We start from the raw sequence: 19,412 nt of genomic DNA, 5'->3' as shown, positions 1-19,412 counted from the left end.
TTTCACCCTAACTTCCTCGGTAAGTACTATAGCCCCCAGGAGAGATTAACAAGGGAACATGGTAATGAGTCTCAGGTTGGGAGATTCCAAATCGGACTGGAACACACTCAAGAAAAGATGGGTCCCCCATTACTGTTCCGCTCTTCCTGAAATATTCCCCAATGTAAAACCGAATTTCATAGATTCCTTTTTTCATGGAATCCCCCTCGAGAAGCGGCTGGTTTACTCTTCCATCTTCATTTGTATAGCGATTCTGTAAGAACTCAAACTGATGCCCTGCCCCCGCCAGCCATAATTCCACTAAAACCCCGCTTACTGGCCTTCCTATGCTCAAATCCAGAACATGGGTTGTCAGCTTTCCTGTCATTCGCCTGACTTCCTAGTACTTTCCAGGTCCTCACGTGTCAGTGAAAAACGTTGAAAGCCAAAAGGCGGGCGAGGCTCAGTGAATACTTTGCCTTCTTCTGATACTGGAATATCGTCTAAAACGGTTTCCCATGTCCTGTTATTGGACTCGAAGCGAACCTCTATTAATTGCGGGAAACGCTGCAGTACCCTTTTACCGATCCGATAAATAAGATTTTGGATGGAAGGAGAGTTTTCTTCATGAAAAATGGTACAGGCAATATCTCTTACCTGCTCAGCTGCCACGTATCCTTCCTGTGTATTTCCTTTGGCATCCTCCATATCGTTATAACGCCAATCAATATTTAAATAGATAAATAGTGGACGGTCATAGGATTCTGGCAGAGTCGTATATTCATCCTTCACGTATCCGTAAAAAGAACTACCCCTCACCTTTATAAGTTTAAGCCCTTTTAAACTGCTTATTTGGTCGGTTGTAGTGATTCCCTCCTTAGTACGTTTCACTTCAACAGATGCCCAAGCCTGCTCATTTAAAGAATAGCGAAACACCAAAGGACTTGGCTCGAAACGATCCTTTGCTGGAACGGGAAGCTCTTCAAAGGGAATTTGCTCGCCGGACATCTTGACGCAAGTCATTTGCGGATACTTTTCAAGAAAGCGGCGACCGACAAATTCCAAAAATCCTTCCTGAGTTGCCCCCTCATAATCCCCAGCATGCTTGAGAATAAAATTTTTCATGGAATCGGTTGCGACAACTACCGTATTGTCACCTTCTGTAAAGGAGGAAAGAAACGCATCTCCCTCCACTGCCACCTTTACATTCATTCCAAAAAGGATATTTCCGCGCCCCGTAAAGGCTGATTCAGGGATGGACCGAACCGTTGTAAGTGGCTTTGCATAAGTACGATAAACCCAAACAGCTTCTTTTCCATAACTCATGATCCTTTGCATTTACTCATCTCCTTTTTCAAAGATATCGTTTAGACGGAACCCGGCGATTTTATAAACCTCATTTATTGCCGTAATACATTCAACCTCATAGTCACTGTCCACCCGTTCTTTCATCGCAGAAAGAATTGAATCTTTGTTTTGTCCCTTAACCGCCATGATAAAAGGAAACCCAAATTTCTTAACATATCTTTGATTAAGCGAAACAAACTCCTCGTATTCACCCTTAGAAAGTTTATCTAAGCCCACTCCTGCTTGTTCTTTTTGAGAAACCTCCGACATTTTTAATTTGGTACCGAGATCGGGATGGGAACGGAGCAGTGCTAATTGCAACGGTTCCTCTGCATTTTGGACCACTGTGGTCATGGCTTGGAAGAGTTCCTTACATGATTGAAAAGGCAGACAATCCCATGCTTTCTCTACCACCCATGGGGAGTGTTCAAATATCCAGCCAAAGGTGTTAACAAACTCTTCTTTATTCATTTGATTGACTTTCTGTAATGTTAACCTTCCTATATCATTCATCTCCTTATCTTTAAGCTTGAACATTTAACGGCACGAATGATCCCGCTAGCAATAAAGCGAGCATCCACCCCTTTCACCCCTTCATGCTCTTCCACCTAATCATTCCGCTATCTTACAAGGGCATTCACCTTTTAAAACTTTTTTCCTATAATAGCCAAAAGACGAACTATCGTCCACATTAGTGTCATATAATCTTACATAGAAATATCTTCATGTTTATTTACAAAAGGCGGAGAATCTGAAGAAAAGAATGAATTAGTGCTCGGACCAGTAAATTATTTCAATAAGGTGTATTATGTGAAGACTTTTAACGCGGTTATTTTAGAAATAGTCGGTCAGATAATCTGACAACAAGTGAAAAATTATGAGGCTGATATATAATAATTAGCTAAAGAAAAAGGAATGGGAACTCCATTTCTGGGCTGAGTGATATTAATAAATAAAACAAGATTGCCCCCTTTCATATCCAGGCGTTGTGTATGAATCGAAGGTTTACTTTAATATATAGAATAGGAGAGGTTGTTATGTCAGATTTTCCTTTTATGGAAAAAGCCATTGAGATCGCACTTCAGAATGTGCTCACTAGTCACGGGGGACCCTTTGGGGCGATTGTTGTGAAAGACGGGAAGATCATTGGGACAGGTCGGAATGAAGTAACGGCCTCGTATGATCCCACTGCTCACGCCGAGGTCCAAGCCATTCGAGATGCCTGTCAAAATATTAATGACTTTCAGCTGACTGACTGCGAGATTTATACCAGCTGCGAGCCCTGTCCAATGTGTATCGGGGCCATTTATTGGGCACGGCCAAAGGCTGTATATTTTGCCTGTACCAAACAAGATGCAGCTAAGATCGGTTTCGATGATCAATTCATATACGACCAACTCTCACTTCCAATCGAAAATCGAAAAATACCAATGAAACAAATTTACACGCCAAAAGGTGATTTACCATTTAGATCATGGGAAAAATCTAAGAATAAGATGGAATACTAATCTAACAAAAGAAGATGTTTAAAATGGAGAAATTTGTAAAACAAATCTCTGTAGCTGCCAGAAGAGAATTTCCGGATACGTTAAGCATCCAGATGATGACTTGATTGAACAAAAATAACCAATAATAGAATCCTTTCTACTGGTAGATTCATCGACAGTGTCGTTTAATTTATGTGTTTCCATGTGCAATGTACAAAAACACAAAAAGTGGAATAGTCTGAAAACAAAGAAAAGGCTCAAAACCTTAAGACTAAAGGATTTGAGCCTCTTTTAGATGATGATCTTTAAAAGGATCGAACCTGTGACCTCTACCCTGTCAATGATGGATATACTTTATGATTATAACAGTTTAATTATGAAAGTATTGGTATATTGAGGATTTCATTTAGTTCGTTTATGATTGAATTTTTGTTGTGGGAACAGTTTGTCCTAATTTGTCCTTCATGTCTTTTACCTCTCGTTCATTTTTTCCTGGGTCAACCACTTACTATATTCTAGAACATTACAGAACGCTTTAGAAACACTTTCTGGACCGTTTCCATGATATATCGACTTACGTCCTGGGGTAGTATTACTTTCAATCAGGTACAAATCGTTGTTTTGGCCTAACATTATATCAATACCCATTTCAACAAAAGTTCCGTATCTTTCTTCTACAGCAAGAAAAACTTCTTTTACTAATGTAGTTAATTCCTGTTTTAAGGCTTGCAGCTCGTTTTTTGAATAATTCAGTTGTTCTGAAAAGAAACTTTCTAAATTATATATCATTGGTTGAGAACGTGTATTTAGGATAGGAACTTTTTTATCCCCAACACGGACTGCTGTTCCGACAATTTCAATTTTATTGTGTTTATTTCTTTGTATCTCTACTCTCAAATCAATTTTATGATTTAGCGATTCAATTTTTTTCTGGATGATTGCTTTTTTTCCCTTTAATATTTTATTTAATATTTCTATAACTTCAGCCAGACTATCCATAGTATCTGTTATTAATTCACTTTTGTAATATTTGCACTGAAATTTATTATCAAGGGTTTGGATAACTTGGATTACTTGTCTGCCTTGTCCACTCCTAGTACCCTTTACATAAACCTCTTTGTACTTGTTTAACATTGTCCTTAAATTTTCTTCCGAAAAAATGACTGTATCAGGGAGATATTTTTTAAGAATATGATTTGCTTTAAAAATACTATACTGGTCCCATTTATCTATACGTGCGACTGGATTTAAAAAGATAACTTTTTCTTTTCGAAAACTATCTCTAATAAACTTATATTCCTTTCTGTCCATTTTCACATTTCTATTGTATATAACATCAGGATATGGAAAAATCTTTTGTGTCCATTCGCCACTTTCTTTGTCGTAAATGTAACCATTAATACATTTTCTGGCTATGTCAACGTTCTTTTTTGTGAAAAAATATAAAGTAGCCTTAGTACTCTCATTTGCTTTAAGCAAATTGCTATGGTAAAGAGAAGATTTATTTATTATTTTATTCAAAGAATAGATAAAAACACCAATTATCGGTTTTGGAAGGTTTTCTATTTGAGGTTCACTCATTTTTTAATGATCTCCATTCATAAAATTATATATATATATTTATTTATGTAGTTCCGATTTTAACTGTAACGGCTTATGCCTTGTTGTTATTTCAGCAATCGGTAAATGACCAGAATAATTGTTCAAAAAAATGGGTAAGGAAAATTTTCATAAATACAAAAGGAGTACTTAAGAGGATTTGCTGCGGATGCAAAAGAAAAACCATCTTTTAGAAGGGCACTTGCCATCGCGTTTTAAAATAAAAACCATAATATAAACTAGAAATTATACGATAAAAAGGAGATTAATATGGATTTTGATAAATATGATTCAGATAATAACTCCCCTTATATTGGCGTACATGTTAAAAGCAAGGTTATTAACTCTTTAATAAAACAAAAAGTAAGTCGCAATAATAAGAGACTCCAAAAAATGAATAAGATAGCCAAAACAAACCTATATTTTTTTTCAGAAATAGATGTAGACTATATCAGTAAAAAAATTAAAGGTGTCTTTTATAATACTCAAACAAGAAAATGGACTGTCGCTGATTTCCCATTTCCCGATGTATATTACAACCGGAGAGGAGAAAAAAAAGATAATAAGGATGTACAAACCGTGAGGGAAACATTCGAAAAAATGGGTATAGCAAAAATAAACAGTAATCATTTTTATAATAAATGGTATTCTCATCAAGAATTAGATAAAAATGAAGAATTACGTCCTCATCTGCCTAAAACAATTTTGTATAAAACTGAAAGTAATTTAGTTAATATGTTTAAAGATACATCAAGTCTTTTTTTAAAATCATTAAGGCAAAATAATGGAAAAGGGATAATGAGCGTAACTAAGAAAACTAACTGCTATGAATATAAATATTTTATAGAAAGAGGGTTAAAGGAAGGAACTGCAAGTACATTAGAAGAATTGATACAGATCATACTTTCATTCTATACAGATAGTGAATTTATTGTCCAAAAGCAGATTGATTTATTACAATATAATCACGCCACTTTAGACTTAAGATGTGATGTTCAACGAAATGGAAAGGGTGAATTAGAATGTGTGTCCTATGCGGTCCGTGTCAGCGCAAAAAACTCACATATTACTAACACCAGGACGAATCCAAATATTTACCCATTTGAGACCTTCTTCAAAGAAAAATTAGAATTTTCAGACGAAGAGATGCTTCGTCTGAAGAATAGATTAGAGAGATTGCTTTTCACCATTTATGAAAAATTAGAATTGAACTTTGGCAGCTATGGAGAAATGGGCATTGATATTGGGATTGATAAAGAAGGTCGATTATGGCTATTTGAATGTAATATGAAGCCAGGAAAGAATTCATTATGGGCTTGTGATGAACAAACGATTGACCGGGCATTCCTTAATCCATTAGAGTATGCAAAATTCCTTACCGCATCCTCCAGACAATCAGAAAGGAGCAACTAGATCAAGCTAGGCTTGAATGTGAAACAAATGATTATATTATTAAGTATGGGCTAAGTTGTGAGGTCTAGATGGCTTTCCAGGGCGATTTACTAACCCAGAGTCAGGATCAGTTATAACGACAGTGTTTGTCTCGGTTGAGAGCCCTTCTGGTTTTCGCCCCCGTTTCTTTTTGCCTGATTCTATTTTATCTCTTCTAACTCTTTTTCAGTTTTTTTCGCTTCTACTTCAAGAGTATTTAGATATTGAGAACGAGTCTTCTCCACTCTTACCTTTTCAATTTTACTCTTTGAAGCACTAGCCTTGATGTGTGTTGAATCAGTAACTACTACTTCCCCAGTAACTATTCCCTTCTCTATGCAGAGTTTATGATCAAAAACTGATTGGAAAACTGTATTATCATTAAATCCTGTTCCCGACCATTCTAACTAAATATTGAATGGTCGGGGACAGGATCCATAAATAAAGACCTAAAAATCATCGATAAGCAATATTTAAATTAACGTTTTGACCCAGCTGACGTTCTAAGTCAACATTAAATAAATAACCAATGAGTAACATTTTAAATAAAAGTAAAGGATCAATTGATTTCCTACCAAGTTTCGAATAATACTTTTCCATTTTGTTGTACATAAGGAGAAATCAATTTTCCATTGATTTGACGAAGAATTTGATTTGAAGTAACAAAAACATTTAAATCGATAAACACTAGTTTACTTTGATATTCATCTTTACTACCCATTGCCATAATAATTTCCCCAATAAAAAACCTGTATAGAATAAATCCTATAAGATTGTCAGCAGCCCCAATTAAAAAGCTAACCTCTCTTCGAGTCTATAATCAAAATTTTTTCCCGTCTTACTCGTCTGATGAACTTTCTTCAATATCATCTGAGTAACTCTCTTCGTCATCGGTTTGGAAATTAGGCTGAAACAGATCGATGGTGGTCACGGCGGGATTAAGCGTAATCATCACGACATCTGGAAGAACCAAGTAAACTCCCGACTGGACAGGTAACTGTTGACGATTCGGGCCCCCCTCAAACGGGATGACCTGCCGTTGCTCCGGGAGCAGACCTTCCTTCTCGTAGTTAACAAAGAGCAGATCACCGCCATTCACGGCCATATCGAATTGACCATCCTCGCGGGTAACGGTTTGCCCGAACTGCGGATGATCATGGATGCTGATAGTGACCCCTGACAAAGGTGCCCCATCTAGAGTCAAGACTCTCCCGCGTAATACGGTGGCCCGCTGAAGTTCAATGGTACCAGGTGCTACCCCTATCTGGACAGCATCAGGGCCGGAGTATAGAAACTCACTGGCAGCAAACACAGTCGTTGCAACGCTCATGTCCGCTGGCGGAGCCACAATGGTCTGTACTTCCGCCGTTGCCGTTGTCGAAAACCCGAAGACCGTTGCCGTTATCATTGCCGAACCCAATGCTAGGGCGGTAGCCAGACCTGTGCCATTTACGGTGACAGCACTCGTATCGGAAGATGAATAACCGGCCTGTGTAGTAAAGTCCTGGGTACTCCCGTCGGAAAACTGTCCAGTGACGATGAACGGTTGAGTATCTCCTACTTGAAGAGATACAGTGGCAGGCGAGATGCTAATACTAATCAAGACTGCTACTGCCTGCACTTCGATTGATGCGGTAGCTCTGAATGGTCCAAATGACGCGGTAATCTCTACCTCACCTGAAGAAATAACCTTAGCTAATCCCATGCCATCAACAGAAACGATATCGGGGTTAGAGGATTTGTAATGTGCTATTCTAGTCCAATCACGGCTGCTTCCGTCTGAGAAATATGCTGTGACCGTGAATTGCTGAGTATCTCCTACTTGAAGAAAGGCATGGTCAGGAGCAATGGTCAATTTTATAAGGAAAGGATGGGGTTCAGATCTTTTAGGTGGTTTGGGAGGCTTCGGCGGTCGTGGTGGTTTAGGCGGCATAGATATCACTCCTTTAGAATCAATATTTTAATTCTATGCCATATCTATCAACAATAAAATTTGTCCATCTGTTTTTTGTTTTGGCTCTTTTCGTAAACTTTGTTGCTTTTGGAGCTTAATAAGGTTCATTTACTAAGTTTGTAGGCAATTTTCGCAAATATTCATACGAAAAGATGCCACGAAGCATATAGTTATACGGGTTGATGAACTTATACGAAAAACAACAATCTATGCGAAAATAGCCTTTGTTTTAAATGGCTTTTCCATTCAAAAAAAATTGTAAACTGCTACTCTTTACTCCCATTTCAGAAGGCGAACATGTCGCAAACTTGAATAAAGGGGGGTAGGTCGATTGTTAACTTATAATATTCAACAATCGGAATCACTATGATCACATACACACACCTTTGGTCCAATATACAAAAAGAAGCCGCTCACCAATTTGAGCAGCTTATAAAATAAGATATATTCTTTTCAAATAGAAATCCTTGTGACCAATTTGTGACCAAAAACATTTAATCTTTGGACTTCTGCTCTTTCAGCAACGTATGGATATTCCTTAGCAGCTTTCAAAGATTTATGACGTCTGAGAGCTTCACCTAGACAAGAATTGTAAACTATCCGAGGAATCTTGAATTTCTTCTCTATTCTATGTTTTTTCCAGGCTAGGATGTGCATCTTTTCGTAAGAACATTTGCGGAAATTGCCTAGAAACTTTGTAAATGACTCTTAATTAAGTGCTAATAGCAACAAAGTTTACGAAAAGAGCCTTTGTTAATAGAAATTCAGAAAAAAGTTGGTGTAATCATTGAATAAAAAGAAACAAAAAAAGAAAGCAAGGAAGAAAGAACCGAGTACGTTCGGTACAGCACTAAAGCTATTCGGAAGTTTTTTCGTCATATTGTTTTTAGGCTGGTATATGATGGTCGATCATTTAGATGGGGAAACTTTTCATGATGTCGTGGAACTCCCCTTAAAGGAGAGCTATGCGAACGCAGTATATGGTTTGGCATTAATATATTGGGTCATAGGAATTCTTAGTGTCATTGTTATCTTGATATTATTGCTAAAAAGGAGCAATAGGAATTCATGACATCCTGTTTCTATAGTGTTTCTATTTTTTTAATGAGTTTGGGCTTTACGATTCAGTATATGGTTTTGTTAATTAAAGTTGGTGCTGAATCCTTATGGTGGTTTTATGTTGTTGCAGCAGTTTTCGGCTTCTTAATAGCTAATCTCTTAATCTATTTGGATAAAAGTAAATTACATACTGTTTTTATTGGACTTGGTGCTGTGTTAATACTCCTTAGCTAGATCCTTTTAGTCGCGGCAAACTCTGCCGATGGAAATTATATTATTACTCATCGGCATAACCTAAGAGGAAGTTTCTCGATAAAGACCATGGTAGGAAGCTTTCAAACATTGGGAATCATGATTTTCCTACTTATGTATGGTTTTCTATTGAAGCTTCGATTGGGTGAGGAAGAGTAAAGAATTAGGGTCAGTCCCCCGGTGAGGTAACGCTTTACCCCACCAGGGGACTGACACCTCGAACAGGTATTAAATGCACTTAACCTCATATTAATAACAATGGTTTGACCGTAACTGGTTGTTACCAGTGTTTTATTACCTAGAGATCGAACATTTTGATATGCATTGGAGAAAATTCAAACTGTTCGTCACCTTCACGAAAAGCATCCCCTTCATACTCAGTTGCTCAATTTCTTCGGGCTTCGATAATTCTTTTAACTTACCCTCCCATACGCTTAAATCCCTTCCTCATTTAGTTACAAGGCCAGTTTGCCTGGGTGGAAAACAAAACCTTTTCAAAAACCAAACAAAATGGGACATTATGTTTTTCCGTTTTGATGTCCATCGGCATATGATAAAGTACCGGTGAATTAAAAAGGAAAGGAGGAGTTGATGTTGAGTGAGGAAGAAAAAAGTAAAAAAGGTAAATCATTGTGGGGACCACTTTTGGCAGTACCCGCTGTATTTTTTCTTGCCCCTCTTGGGATCGGACTTTATCTTACTCATCCCTTCCCGGCAAAATCCACAAAAAATCCAATGGACTTCGGACTTAAATTCGAAGAGATTGAATTTTTCAACCGAAAAGATCAAGTAAAGCTGTCTGGTTGGTGGATTCCTGCCACTTCTAAGCAAAGCAAAAAAACCGTCATCACGGCACACGGTTATATGAATGAACGGGCCATGGAAGGGATTGAAGGGTTGCAACTCGCCAAAGTTCTTTCGAAACAAGGATATAATGTGCTTATGTTTGATTTTCGAAATGCAGGCAAATCGAAAGGAAGAACCACAGGGTTAGGGTACTTTGAAAAGCACGATTTATCTGCAGCGATTGAGTATTCTATTCAGAAAAAAAAGCAGAAAATGATTGCTCTGCTTGGTTGGAGTATGGGTGCTTCAACTGCGCTTATTGCCGGATGCGAACATCCAGCAGTTTCCGCCATCATAGCCGACAGTCCTTTTAGTGATTTAGAAGCTTTTTTAAAAGAAAATCTTTCTTATTGGACCAAATTACCCAAAAAGCCTTTTACACCGTTTATTTATCATTCCATGCGAAAACTCCTCAAAATTGACCCCACTGAAGTTTCACCAATCACTAATGTGAAAAACACGAAAGGAAAATCCTTCTTATTGATCCACAGTAAAACGGATGAAGCCATTCCTTATACCGAGAGTGAAAAACTCATTCAATCCATTTCATCTGATAACCATAAAGAATTGTGGCTAACGGAAGATGGTAAACATATTAATTCGTATCTTTTGAATAAAGAAGAGTATGAACATCGTGTTATACAGTTTCTAAATAAGTACTTAAGGGTTGGCTAAGAAACAAATTTTGATTTAATAAATAAGCCGCAATGAATGAAAATACATCCATTAGCGGCTTATTTTTGTATAAATTAAAATAATATTAGTGATATCTCTCATTGTTCTATGAAGTAATTGTCTCTTGTTCCCTTTGGTAAATCATTTCACCACCAATCAAGGTCATTTGAACTTGAATATCCTTAATTTTGTCTTCGGATACATCAAGAATACGTTCATTTAACACAACCACATCGGCCAGCTTCCCAACCTCAATGCTTCCTTTAATCTGTTCTTCAAAACTGGCATACGCCCCGTTCCAAGTATAAAGCTTAATCGCTTCGAGAACATTAATTCGCTGATTTCCTCCAATCACCTGATCGGATCCACTCTTTCGATTAACAGCCATATGGATTCCAAACAGTGGACTGTAATCGGTTACTGGACAATCGGAACTTCCTGCCGCTATGATTCCGTTGTCGATAAAATCGCGAACAGGGTACATATGGTTGACACGTTCTCCATAGTTTTTGACGTATCCATCTCCAAATTCATAGAAGAAAGGAGGGTTAGGAATCGGAACAACACCAAGGTCCTTCATTCGTTTCAATAAATCGGGCATGGTTATACCTGCATGCTCAATCCGATGACGGTGATCGGTTCGGGGATGCTTCTTTAAGGATTCTTCAATACAATTTAACACCATTTCAATAGCTCGATCTCCCTGGGCGTGAGCCGTAATCTGGAACCCCTTTTCATGGGCGTTTCCGAGGACTTGATTCAACTCCTCTTGAGTGAAATACATAATACCATAATTATCCTTGTTGCTGGTATAAGGATCCCTTGTCGCAATCGTCGGCCCGCTGCTGCTTCCATCAGTAAATACCTTAGCCGGTCCAATTTTAAATCTTTCATCCCCAAGTCCAGTAATAATTCCAGCTTGAATCATTTTAGCCACAAATTCCTCAGAGTGATTTAAAGCACAGACCATTGCGTAAATGCGTACCTTAACATCCCCGGCCTTAACAGCCTGCTGCATCACACGTAGATTATCGGGACCATACCCTCCGGCATCATGAATACTTGTAATCCCAGCGGCAATAAAATCATTTGAGGCTAAGGTCATCCCTTTCCTCAGCTCTTCCTCGGTAAATTCTGCCATCTGAAACAGGCTCATATGAGCATTTTCGAAGAGCACTCCCGTAGGAACTCCTTGTTCGTCACGAACGAATTTTCCCCCTTCCGGATCAAGAGTGTGTTTCCCGATATTGGCCATTTCTAATGCTTTACTGTTTACAACAGAGATATGGCCACACGTTCGGCTAATCATGATGGGATGATCCGTCGAGATTTCGTCTAATTCCCATCGGGTGGGATAACGCTGTTCTTCTATTTTAGCTTCATTAAAACCCCATGCGCGCACCCATTTTCCTTTTGGAGTTTTTGCCGCATTTTTCTTCAATTCTATGAAAATATCGTTCAACGATTGAATATTAGACTCTTTACAGTTCACCCCCAGCCGATTTGTACCATAACCAGTAAGATGCAAGTGCGAATCAATAAACCCCGGAAGCAAACTTTTTCCTTGTAAATCAATAATCTTCGTCTGATCGCCAATCCATTGTTTAACTTGCTGATTTGTACCTGCGGCAACGATGCGATTTTCTTTAACTGCGACCGCCTCCGCTATATCGTTCTGTTCGTTAACCGTAATCACTTGTCCGTTCAAAAATACAAGGTCCGCATAAATCATAGGTTTTTCCCCTTTCCCGGTTATGTCGATTGATAAAACTTGATATGGACGCTAGTTGGATTCGGCTCCCCTACCCCAGGCAAGCATGGCATACCTCTCCCCGGACGCTTCGAATGTCGGCGTCGTTCTGAAATAATAGGTTTCGGGGGACATATACTCTCCTTTTTTGAGCTTTTCGATAGCCTGTTCAGGATCATAGATAATCCCCCGGTTTACAACGTAGATCAAATGTCCGTCGTCCGTTTGAAGCGTATATCGGTATTTTTCAAATTGATCTCATGGTTCATTTTATAATTATTTTTCAAAAATTCTGGACATTCCCATTCACAGACAAGGCCCTTAGCCAAGGAAACGACCCATCCCTTTGTAATATGATACTTTTCTCCATCAACAGTAACAAACACTTCACCGTCTGTCACATAGAAAACTTCCTGTTCCTCTAGATGCCACGGTCCTTTATTCGGTCCGCCTACCCATGGTTCCCACATGTCAACGCCTAGTTGTTGCTCTTCTTCTGTTGTAAGCTTTTTCGCAAAAAACATGATGATCCTCTCTCTTTCTTATAGGTAATTATGAAGGTTTAGGTTTTATAAACGTGCTGTCTTTACATTCGTATCTCTTAAAAGTCTAAACTCTTTTTTCATAAAGTATATGGCAATGAGAACGCCTGGAATTTCTGCAGCAGGACCTGCGTACCATATACCTTCTACACCCCAGAATTTCGGGAAAATAAATAGAAACGGGAACGAGAACAACAGCATTTTGCTAACATTTATAAATGTTGCCGTCCAGTTTCTCTCTTGTGATTCGAAATAACCGGCAATAAGCAAGCTGACTGCATTAAGCGTAAACAAAGAATTGAATACAACTGTCGTCCAAATGCCCAATTTCTTCAATTCAGGATTACCGCTGGAGAAAAATGACACAATTGGATCTGCAAAAATGATGAGTATGGCTGTCACAATCACAAAGAAGGCAACTGTAAAAGCGAGTCCCGTCTTAATTGCTTGTTTAACACGATCAAGGTTGCCCGCACCGTAATTATAACTAATGATTGGTTGAAGTCCTGTCATCCCACCCAGCGCGGCTAATGCGAGCAGATTTGTAATGTAACCGTTTTGAATTGTGAAAGCGGCAACGTGCAACCCGCCACCGTAGCTTTGAAGTAAGTTGTTGAAGAAAATAATGGCAAAAAACATCATGAACTGACTCGAGAAAGATGCAAAACCTGTCCAAGCCACTTCACCGATTGTCTTTCGTTTTATTTTCATGTCTTTCCACTTTGGCTTAAGTTTTGTTTTGCCAAACCAGAAATAAAAGATTAGGAAAACAGGGATTGATTGAGAAATCGTATTGGCCCAAGAGGAACCCATCATCCCCATGTCATACTTCGTTACCATAATCCATTCTGTAATCCCAGCAACAACTGCTGCGACTAACCAACTGTTCATTGATAATACAGGTTTTTCATCGATATTGGTTAAAATACTTAATACAACGGCCAATATCGTTAATGGCAATGAAATCCATAGCAAGCGGCTGTATTGCACCGCATATGGAATCACTTCAGCACTTGCTCCGAATAAGGCCATAATTTTATTTTCAAAGACCACTCCAAGTACAGCTAGCAAAATGGAGAAGAAAAGAGTAAACCATAAGGTTTGTCCCATAATACCTCTAGCTTCTTCGACCTTCCCTTTTCCAAGTCGAAGTGAGATGACCGCTCCGGCCCCCACACCCAAAAGAACGCCAAACATACGGGTAATAACCATAACCGTAAATCCAATTCCGATCCCTTCGACTTCCAGCTCCTGAAAGCCGCTGACGAAATAGCCATCGACAACCGCTACAACTCCTAGAATCGCGTTAGCCATAATACCTGCCAAAGCAAACCGTAAATATAGTAATGGAATACTTTTGGTTCCCAGCACTGAAACATACGCTTGTTTATTCATTCCCCCTGCCTGTTCTATCTTCGATGACGGACGGTTGCCTGCTATTTCCATGAGCATATCTCCCCCTATTAAATAATATATCTAGCCATTTAAGCCCAGGTTAATTCGCATACCAGCCAACAGGCTTGGCATGCTGGTGGATATTAATTTGCTTCGTTTCCATAAAGTGCTCCAGTCCAACGGCACCTAACGCTCTGCCGACTCCACTTTGCTTATATCCCCCCCAAGGGCCTTCAACATAAGCAAGGTGATAACTATTAATCCAAGTAATTCCCGCACGCAATTTACGAATGACCCGTTTTGCCCGCTCCATATCTTCAGTAAATACAGCACCGGCTAGTCCATAAATGGAATCATTTGCTTTTTGGATGGCATCTTCCTCATCTTTAAATTTCTGTACAGCAAGGACCGGGCCAAAAATCTCTTCCTTCACAATACGCATATTCGCGTGTACATCAGCAAAGATCGTTGGTGCAATAAAGAACCCTCGATCAAGCCCATTTTCCGTTAAGCGCTTGCCACCGCATACTAATCTGGCACCCTCTTCGATTCCGCTTTCGATGTAATGTAAAACTTCCTCCATATGAGGCTCGGTGGTGAGCGCTCCCATTTCAATATTCTCGCTTTTCCCATTGCCAATTACAATTTTGTTGGCACGCTCTGCCAATCTTTCAACAAACTGATCATAAATGGTCTCTTGTACCAGCAACTGGGATGCAGCTGAACAAACTTGCCCGGCATTGTGAAAAATACCAAACATCGCATTTTCGACTGCTGTTTCAAGCTCCACATCATCGAAGACAATAAGCGGAGATTTACCGCCAAGTTCAAGTGTGATTTTTTTCATATTATTTGCGGCTGCACGCATGATACTTTGGCCTGTTTTTGTTCCGCCGGTAAAGGCAATCTTGTCAACATCATGGCTCTCGGCAAGCTCATTCCCAACTTGTGAACCAGGTCCCAAGACCAAATTTGCCACTCCGGCCGGAAGTCCAACCTCCTCGATAATTTCAAATAATTTGAATACGCTTACGGGAGTGACCTCTGCGGGCTTAATTACAATTGTATTCCCTGCGGCGAGGGCAGGAGCCATTTGCCAAACAGCTATCATAAGCGGGAAGTTCCAAGGAACAATGAGACCACAAACGCCAATCGGTTCATGAATAATAATTGTTTCTGAAGAATCAGCGCGTGAGTAAGATTCCTTTTTCATCCCCTTGATCAAGTCAGCATAATAGCGAAAGCATTGAATCGAGACCGGAATATCCACACAGGTGGTTGCACGAATAACCTTACCGTTATTTGCCGTTTCCAAACGGGCAATTTCAGCTGCCTTCTCTTCAAGGCGGTCGGCAATCTTATAAAGATAGCCAGCTCTTTCATCAGCCGATAAATCCGACCAGATCCCGCTGTCGAACGCTTTACGGGCCGCCTTGATTGCCATCTTCGCATCATTTGCCGATCCATCCGGAGACGTTGCAATCACCTCTCCGGTTGCAGGATTGATAATGTTTCTTCTAGCACCGGATAACGCTTCTACCCATTTCCCATCAATGAACATGTTAATTTTCATGAATCTCTCTCCTTTATCCAATCATATCAAGCAATTTGAAACTAATATGCGCCAGATTTACCAGCATCATTTTTTGATTATAGAACGGGAACGTTTTGAGGCGTTCTTTCTCAAATCGAAATCCGCCCGCATTTCCCGTAACAATCCATTGGGCCAACAACTTACCGAACAATGTCGAGAGGGAAGCGCCGTGGCCCGAATAGCCCGTTGCGAAATAGGCGCCTTCTTTCGATCTGCCAATTATCGGGAACGTATCAACTGTAACCCCGATAAATCCTCCCCAACGGTAATCAATCTTCCTTTCTGCCAGTTTTGGCATGATTTTAACCATGGCATCGTAAACACTTTGATAAGCGGCATCGCCTAAATTTGGGCGAACATCGCCGCCACCAAATACGATCCGATGATCAGGCGTACGCCGGAAATAATAAAGGAAATTGCTTGTATCAAAAATCATGCGATCATTGGGAATGACGGTATTCAACAGTGATTCCGGAAGCTGTTCAGTCGCAATAATCCGTGCCGAAATTGGCAGTACACCTTTGTTCAGTTCATTTAAGAGTTTTCCCGAGTAACCATCTGTAGCCACAATAATGTCTTTCGCAGTAACAACACCTTTTTCTATTACAACTTTCACACTGTTTCGACCGTATTCAATAGATAGTGCTTTCGAATGCTCAAAGATTTTTGCGCCGACCGATTTAGCTGCTTCTCCCAAACCAATCGCATAGTTCAGGGGATGAAACGAGTAACTTGTGTTGTCGACTAAGCCTCCATAATAAACGGGGGAATCGATCTCTTGAGGCAACTGATTCCGATCAAGCACGCTTGTTTCGTACCCGAAATATTTGTTTAAGTATTCACTTTCATGTTTCATTTCTTCAAAATGCTTGGCTTTGTAAGCCGCCACAACGTGCCCTGTCTTTCTGAAGTCACAGTTTATTTGATGCTCGTCAATGATGTTTTTTACCAGTTCAACACTATTCAGGGAGAGATCGTTAAGTTGTCTTGCCTCGTTTTCACCATACTTTTTGGCAAGATCCTGCATCGTTGGCTTGTAGCCTGGCAATACCATCCCGCCGTTACGGCCGCTGGCTCCATATCCGATCGTTTCTTGCTCGAGGACAATGACACTTTTCCCCATTTTGTGCAAATGATAAGCAGAAGAAAGGCCTGTGAACCCTGCGCCAATAATGACGACATCCGCTTCTTCATTTCCTTCAAGAAGCTTTCCATGTTCAAAGGTTTTTGCAGTCGCTTTCCACAGTGAGAGCGTATCCATCCGATCCATCTTATCCATAGCTTGTTCTTCTCCTTTTGCGATAGGTATGTTACAATACCATCGAGATTATTCAAAATATTCGAACTCTACGGAACAATCATATTACTTGAAGCTTCCTCCAAGTCAATAGCAATTTAAGAGATTTTTGAATTCGTTTTCATAAAAAAATGGAGTAACTCCACTTTTTTTCATTGGGGGTATCTATGAAAATTGGTACATTTGCAAAGCTTTTTCATGTTACGACCGATACCGTTCGTTATTACATTGAACTGGGATTATTAATACCGGACAAAAAAAACACCCAGTATCAAATGAACCAATCGTGCCTCGACGACATGGCTTTTATTACTAAACTGAAAAAGTTTCATTTTTCATTGCAAGAAATTCAACAAATTTTATCGTATCAGCGTGTCACAAATTTCTCGGACCATGAGGATATCGACTACTATAACAATTTGCTTATGGATAAAAAGACCGAGCTGAATAAGGAAAAAGAAGACATATCCAGAGCGATCCAATTGATTGAAAAAGCGGTTCAAACCCATTCATCTTCACCCAAAGAAGAGAATTTTACAGGGGTCCCGCTTTCCTTTGTCAATCTGCTCTATTGTCCAAAGTGCCGCATTCCACTTGAAATGAAAGAAGTGACGATAAAACAGGTTTACATTCAAACGGGGAAAATAACTTGTACCTGTGGCTACGAGGCAGCTATCGAGGAGGGTATAATCATTACCCCGAACTTGTACGAGACATCTCCTTATCCGTCTTATTTTTACGATAAAGAGACGATTAAAGAGATCCATCCCAGCATGATTAACTTATTTGAAAAAAGTAATTTTTGGTTTCAAAAAGTTCTGCAGAATGTTGTAGATTTGAAAAACAAATTAATCGTAGAAACAAACATTGACGCTTTCGTCACACTGCCCAAATATATCGATGTTCTTGAAACAAGCGCATCCTATGTTTTCAGTGGCTATTCGCTTGCGATGCTCAAGAAGGTTAGAAAAAGAATTGAGCGGATGAATCCAAAGCCAAATGCCCTTTACATTTTGAATTGTGATTTAAATCTGCCATTGAAGCCCTTTAGCATCGATGTTTTTGTGGATAGTTTTACATCAAATGATTTTTCACTGCTCAATCCGCAGTTCCCAATTCATGTTCTGAAAAACTATTTTCATAGCAATACTACAATTGTCGGTGGATACTCCTATTATGATCGCTCGGCCAAATCCTTAAAAAATATTTCACCATTATATCCAAATTCTCACGAGGGTATTTTATATCCAAACTACTTGGAAGAAAATCTATCAGCCTACGAATTTCAAATCACGCAAAGTGAAAATATCGGTTACTGTACAGATCCAGGTCTTTTTTTTGATTATCAAGTAATAGGCGAAAAATTCCACATGCTAATGTATTTGGCTAATACGGACAAATAGCACACAAAAGGGGCTGGAATTAAGGAAAAATTAAAAGGCATGAGTCCAGTTCAATACCGAACTCATGCCAAAGAAGCTGCCTAATATTTGTGTCTAACTTTTTGGGCTCAGATCATATGTCAAGTTCCCTTTTTAATTTTGTTGCAAAAATTATTGGTTTAATTGTAAATTAGGGGGGCAATGGAGATGAGTAAAAAAATTTTAATAGCCGCACTCTGTATGGGAATAATTGTGGTAATTTATTTTTTTGCACCGCGTCCTACTAGTCCTACTAAACCTACAATTTCTGCTAGTCCTACTATTCCTGCTACTTCCTTAGAAGAAAGAATCTGTGAAAGAGTATTAGCACAATTTGGCGATTGCAAAAAAATTCTTTTGTTTGATCCAAATTCAAATTTAGTTTTTGCCGAGAGTAGTTCGGGAATCATTCCTGTGCTTACCAATAAAAGGTTTACTGACTTTAAAAAGTTTATTTATCCAATGTTGGATTTCCAGGAGTTTAACGAGGAGAAAGTGGAGAGAGGACCAATAAGCTGGCAAGCCGAAAATAATGTCCAAAAGAATTTTTCTGTTATATACGGATTTGCCGAAGACGATGCAAAGACCATCATTATTAATAGTGAAGGCAATATACAGCCAAACAGGTTTTTCGTTCGGGATAACTTATGGGTTTGGTATGTTGCTTTCCAGAAAAATAAAGTTAAATTGCCAGTTAAGGTTACAGTTTATGATGCAGATGGTAAAATTATTTTTGGAGAAAATGAAAAGGAATTGTAAAGGGTTAACAGAATTAAGGTTACAA

Annotated in this window: 20 protein-coding genes; 7 read left to right on the top strand and 13 right to left on the bottom strand. The window is 39.2% G+C overall.

Annotation, left to right across the window (positions count from 1 at the left end):
- Positions 1–7 precede the first annotated feature (7 nt).
- From uraH to uraD, 3 genes are read right to left on the bottom strand one after another with little or no spacing between them, the layout of a single operon-like run.
- Complete coding sequence (uraH, locus tag J2Y67_RS19010) at positions 8–367, bottom strand: hydroxyisourate hydrolase (RefSeq protein WP_310176495.1); 360 nt, start codon at positions 365–367, stop codon at positions 8–10.
- Complete coding sequence (gene pucL, locus J2Y67_RS19005; RefSeq protein WP_310176494.1) at positions 364–1,317, bottom strand: factor-independent urate hydroxylase; 954 nt, start codon at positions 1,315–1,317, stop codon at positions 364–366. The genes uraH and pucL overlap by 4 nt, the downstream gene beginning before the upstream one ends.
- A complete protein-coding gene (gene uraD, locus J2Y67_RS19000; protein WP_310176493.1) occupies positions 1,318–1,839 on the bottom strand; it encodes a 2-oxo-4-hydroxy-4-carboxy-5-ureidoimidazoline decarboxylase in 522 nt (173 codons plus the stop codon).
- Positions 1,840–2,363: 524 nt separating this feature from the next.
- Between uraD and J2Y67_RS18995 the strand changes: the two genes are divergently transcribed.
- Positions 2,364–2,834, top strand: a complete 471-nt coding sequence (locus tag J2Y67_RS18995; protein ID WP_310176492.1) for a nucleoside deaminase — start codon at positions 2,364–2,366, stop codon at positions 2,832–2,834.
- Between the two features lie 450 nt (positions 2,835–3,284).
- Here the strand turns inward: J2Y67_RS18995 and J2Y67_RS18990 are convergent, their stop codons facing one another.
- Positions 3,285–4,394 (bottom strand): YheC/YheD family protein, encoded by a 1,110-nt coding sequence (locus J2Y67_RS18990; protein ID WP_310176490.1) that lies wholly within the window; start codon positions 4,392–4,394, stop codon positions 3,285–3,287.
- A 288-nt stretch (positions 4,395–4,682) separates the two neighbouring features.
- Between J2Y67_RS18990 and J2Y67_RS18985 the strand changes: the two genes are divergently transcribed.
- The gene (locus J2Y67_RS18985; protein WP_310176488.1) at positions 4,683–5,825 is read left to right on the top strand and encodes a YheC/YheD family endospore coat-associated protein; all 1,143 of its coding nucleotides are present in this window, start codon (positions 4,683–4,685) and stop codon (positions 5,823–5,825) included.
- Positions 5,826–6,299: 474 nt separating this feature from the next.
- On the opposite strand, the gene J2Y67_RS28050 is transcribed toward J2Y67_RS18985, so the two are convergent.
- The 3 genes from J2Y67_RS28050 to J2Y67_RS28180 form a co-directional block, all read right to left on the bottom strand.
- Positions 6,300–6,383, bottom strand: coding sequence for a hypothetical protein (locus J2Y67_RS28050; protein ID WP_396954106.1), 84 nt, complete (start codon positions 6,381–6,383; stop codon positions 6,300–6,302).
- A 31-nt stretch (positions 6,384–6,414) separates the two neighbouring features.
- Positions 6,415–6,570, bottom strand: coding sequence for a hypothetical protein (locus tag J2Y67_RS18980; protein WP_310176486.1), 156 nt, complete (start codon positions 6,568–6,570; stop codon positions 6,415–6,417).
- 111 nt (positions 6,571–6,681) lie between these two features.
- Positions 6,682–7,776: an Ig-like domain-containing protein gene (locus J2Y67_RS28180; protein ID WP_463675866.1), complete on the bottom strand. Its 1,095-nt coding sequence runs from the start codon at positions 7,774–7,776 to the stop codon at positions 6,682–6,684.
- An 808-nt stretch (positions 7,777–8,584) separates the two neighbouring features.
- Between J2Y67_RS28180 and J2Y67_RS18960 the strand changes: the two genes are divergently transcribed.
- The 3 genes from J2Y67_RS18960 (at position 8,585) to J2Y67_RS18950 (ending at position 10,629) form a co-directional block, all read left to right on the top strand.
- Entirely contained in the window at positions 8,585–8,869 is a 285-nt protein-coding gene (locus J2Y67_RS18960; protein ID WP_310176478.1) for a hypothetical protein, read from the top strand.
- Between the two features lie 32 nt (positions 8,870–8,901).
- Entirely contained in the window at positions 8,902–9,090 is a 189-nt protein-coding gene (locus J2Y67_RS18955) for a hypothetical protein (protein ID WP_310176476.1), read from the top strand.
- A gap of 612 nt (positions 9,091–9,702) precedes the next feature.
- A complete protein-coding gene (locus J2Y67_RS18950) occupies positions 9,703–10,629 on the top strand; it encodes an alpha/beta hydrolase (protein ID WP_310176474.1) in 927 nt (308 codons plus the stop codon).
- Positions 10,630–10,735: 106 nt separating this feature from the next.
- On the opposite strand, the gene J2Y67_RS18945 is transcribed toward J2Y67_RS18950, so the two are convergent.
- The 6 genes from J2Y67_RS18945 to J2Y67_RS18925 are packed head-to-tail and all read right to left on the bottom strand — an operon-like array spanning position 10,736 to position 17,189.
- On the bottom strand, positions 10,736–12,361 hold the full coding sequence (locus J2Y67_RS18945; protein WP_396954105.1) for an amidohydrolase: 1,626 nt from the start codon (positions 12,359–12,361) through the stop codon (positions 10,736–10,738).
- A gap of 51 nt (positions 12,362–12,412) precedes the next feature.
- Positions 12,413–12,589: a DUF3237 family protein gene (locus tag J2Y67_RS28040; RefSeq protein ID WP_396954104.1), complete on the bottom strand. Its 177-nt coding sequence runs from the start codon at positions 12,587–12,589 to the stop codon at positions 12,413–12,415.
- Positions 12,586–12,903 carry a cupin domain-containing protein gene (locus J2Y67_RS18940; RefSeq protein WP_310176472.1) on the bottom strand — a complete coding sequence of 106 codons (318 nt, stop codon included), beginning with the start codon at positions 12,901–12,903 and terminating at the stop codon, positions 12,586–12,588. The genes J2Y67_RS28040 and J2Y67_RS18940 overlap by 4 nt, the downstream gene beginning before the upstream one ends.
- A 45-nt stretch (positions 12,904–12,948) precedes the next feature.
- Complete coding sequence (locus tag J2Y67_RS18935; protein ID WP_310176471.1) at positions 12,949–14,367, bottom strand: MATE family efflux transporter; 1,419 nt, start codon at positions 14,365–14,367, stop codon at positions 12,949–12,951.
- 49 nt (positions 14,368–14,416) lie between these two features.
- A complete protein-coding gene (locus tag J2Y67_RS18930) occupies positions 14,417–15,889 on the bottom strand; it encodes an aldehyde dehydrogenase family protein (RefSeq protein WP_310176469.1) in 1,473 nt (490 codons plus the stop codon).
- Between the two features lie 13 nt (positions 15,890–15,902).
- Positions 15,903–17,189, bottom strand: a complete 1,287-nt coding sequence (locus J2Y67_RS18925; RefSeq protein ID WP_310176467.1) for an NAD(P)/FAD-dependent oxidoreductase — start codon at positions 17,187–17,189, stop codon at positions 15,903–15,905.
- 185 nt (positions 17,190–17,374) lie between these two features.
- Here J2Y67_RS18925 and J2Y67_RS18920 point away from each other — a divergent pair, with 185 nt between their 5' ends.
- Both J2Y67_RS18920 and J2Y67_RS18915 read left to right on the top strand, forming a co-directional pair.
- Complete coding sequence (locus J2Y67_RS18920; protein WP_310176464.1) at positions 17,375–18,610, top strand: MerR family transcriptional regulator; 1,236 nt, start codon at positions 17,375–17,377, stop codon at positions 18,608–18,610.
- A gap of 186 nt (positions 18,611–18,796) precedes the next feature.
- Positions 18,797–19,387 carry a hypothetical protein gene (locus tag J2Y67_RS18915; protein WP_310176462.1) on the top strand — a complete coding sequence of 197 codons (591 nt, stop codon included), beginning with the start codon at positions 18,797–18,799 and terminating at the stop codon, positions 19,385–19,387.
- Positions 19,388–19,412: the final 25 nt, after the last annotated feature.

The sequence above is a fragment of the Neobacillus niacini genome (assembly GCF_031456445.1).
Lineage (GTDB): Bacteria > Bacillota > Bacilli > Bacillales > Cytobacillaceae > Neobacillus > Neobacillus niacini_I.
Note: the sequence above shows the minus strand (reverse complement) of the source record. Positions and strands in the feature narration are given on the sequence as shown.

Excerpts from the sequence above, each read along its gene's own strand:
- uraH (WP_310176495.1), bottom strand. The coding sequence starts at position 367 with ATGACAGGAAAGCTGACAACCCATGTTCTGGATTTGAGCATAGGAAGG.
- pucL (WP_310176494.1), bottom strand. The coding sequence starts at position 1,317 with ATGCAAAGGATCATGAGTTATGGAAAAGAAGCTGTTTGGGTTTATCGT.
- uraD (WP_310176493.1), bottom strand. The coding sequence starts at position 1,839 with ATGAATGATATAGGAAGGTTAACATTACAGAAAGTCAATCAAATGAAT.
- J2Y67_RS18995 (WP_310176492.1), top strand. The coding sequence starts at position 2,364 with ATGTCAGATTTTCCTTTTATGGAAAAAGCCATTGAGATCGCACTTCAG.
- J2Y67_RS18990 (WP_310176490.1), bottom strand. The coding sequence starts at position 4,394 with ATGAGTGAACCTCAAATAGAAAACCTTCCAAAACCGATAATTGGTGTT.
- J2Y67_RS18985 (WP_310176488.1), top strand. The coding sequence starts at position 4,683 with ATGGATTTTGATAAATATGATTCAGATAATAACTCCCCTTATATTGGC.
- J2Y67_RS28050 (WP_396954106.1), bottom strand. The coding sequence starts at position 6,383 with ATGTTACTCATTGGTTATTTATTTAATGTTGACTTAGAACGTCAGCTG.
- J2Y67_RS18980 (WP_310176486.1), bottom strand. The coding sequence starts at position 6,570 with ATGGCAATGGGTAGTAAAGATGAATATCAAAGTAAACTAGTGTTTATC.
- J2Y67_RS28180 (WP_463675866.1), bottom strand. The coding sequence starts at position 7,776 with ATGCCGCCTAAACCACCACGACCGCCGAAGCCTCCCAAACCACCTAAA.
- J2Y67_RS18955 (WP_310176476.1), top strand. The coding sequence starts at position 8,902 with ATGAGTTTGGGCTTTACGATTCAGTATATGGTTTTGTTAATTAAAGTT.
- J2Y67_RS18945 (WP_396954105.1), bottom strand. The coding sequence starts at position 12,361 with ATGATTTATGCGGACCTTGTATTTTTGAACGGACAAGTGATTACGGTT.
- J2Y67_RS18940 (WP_310176472.1), bottom strand. The coding sequence starts at position 12,903 with ATGTTTTTTGCGAAAAAGCTTACAACAGAAGAAGAGCAACAACTAGGC.
- J2Y67_RS18935 (WP_310176471.1), bottom strand. The coding sequence starts at position 14,367 with ATGGAAATAGCAGGCAACCGTCCGTCATCGAAGATAGAACAGGCAGGG.
- J2Y67_RS18930 (WP_310176469.1), bottom strand. The coding sequence starts at position 15,889 with ATGAAAATTAACATGTTCATTGATGGGAAATGGGTAGAAGCGTTATCC.
- J2Y67_RS18925 (WP_310176467.1), bottom strand. The coding sequence starts at position 17,189 with ATGGATAAGATGGATCGGATGGATACGCTCTCACTGTGGAAAGCGACT.
- J2Y67_RS18920 (WP_310176464.1), top strand. The coding sequence starts at position 17,375 with ATGAAAATTGGTACATTTGCAAAGCTTTTTCATGTTACGACCGATACC.
- J2Y67_RS18915 (WP_310176462.1), top strand. The coding sequence starts at position 18,797 with ATGAGTAAAAAAATTTTAATAGCCGCACTCTGTATGGGAATAATTGTG.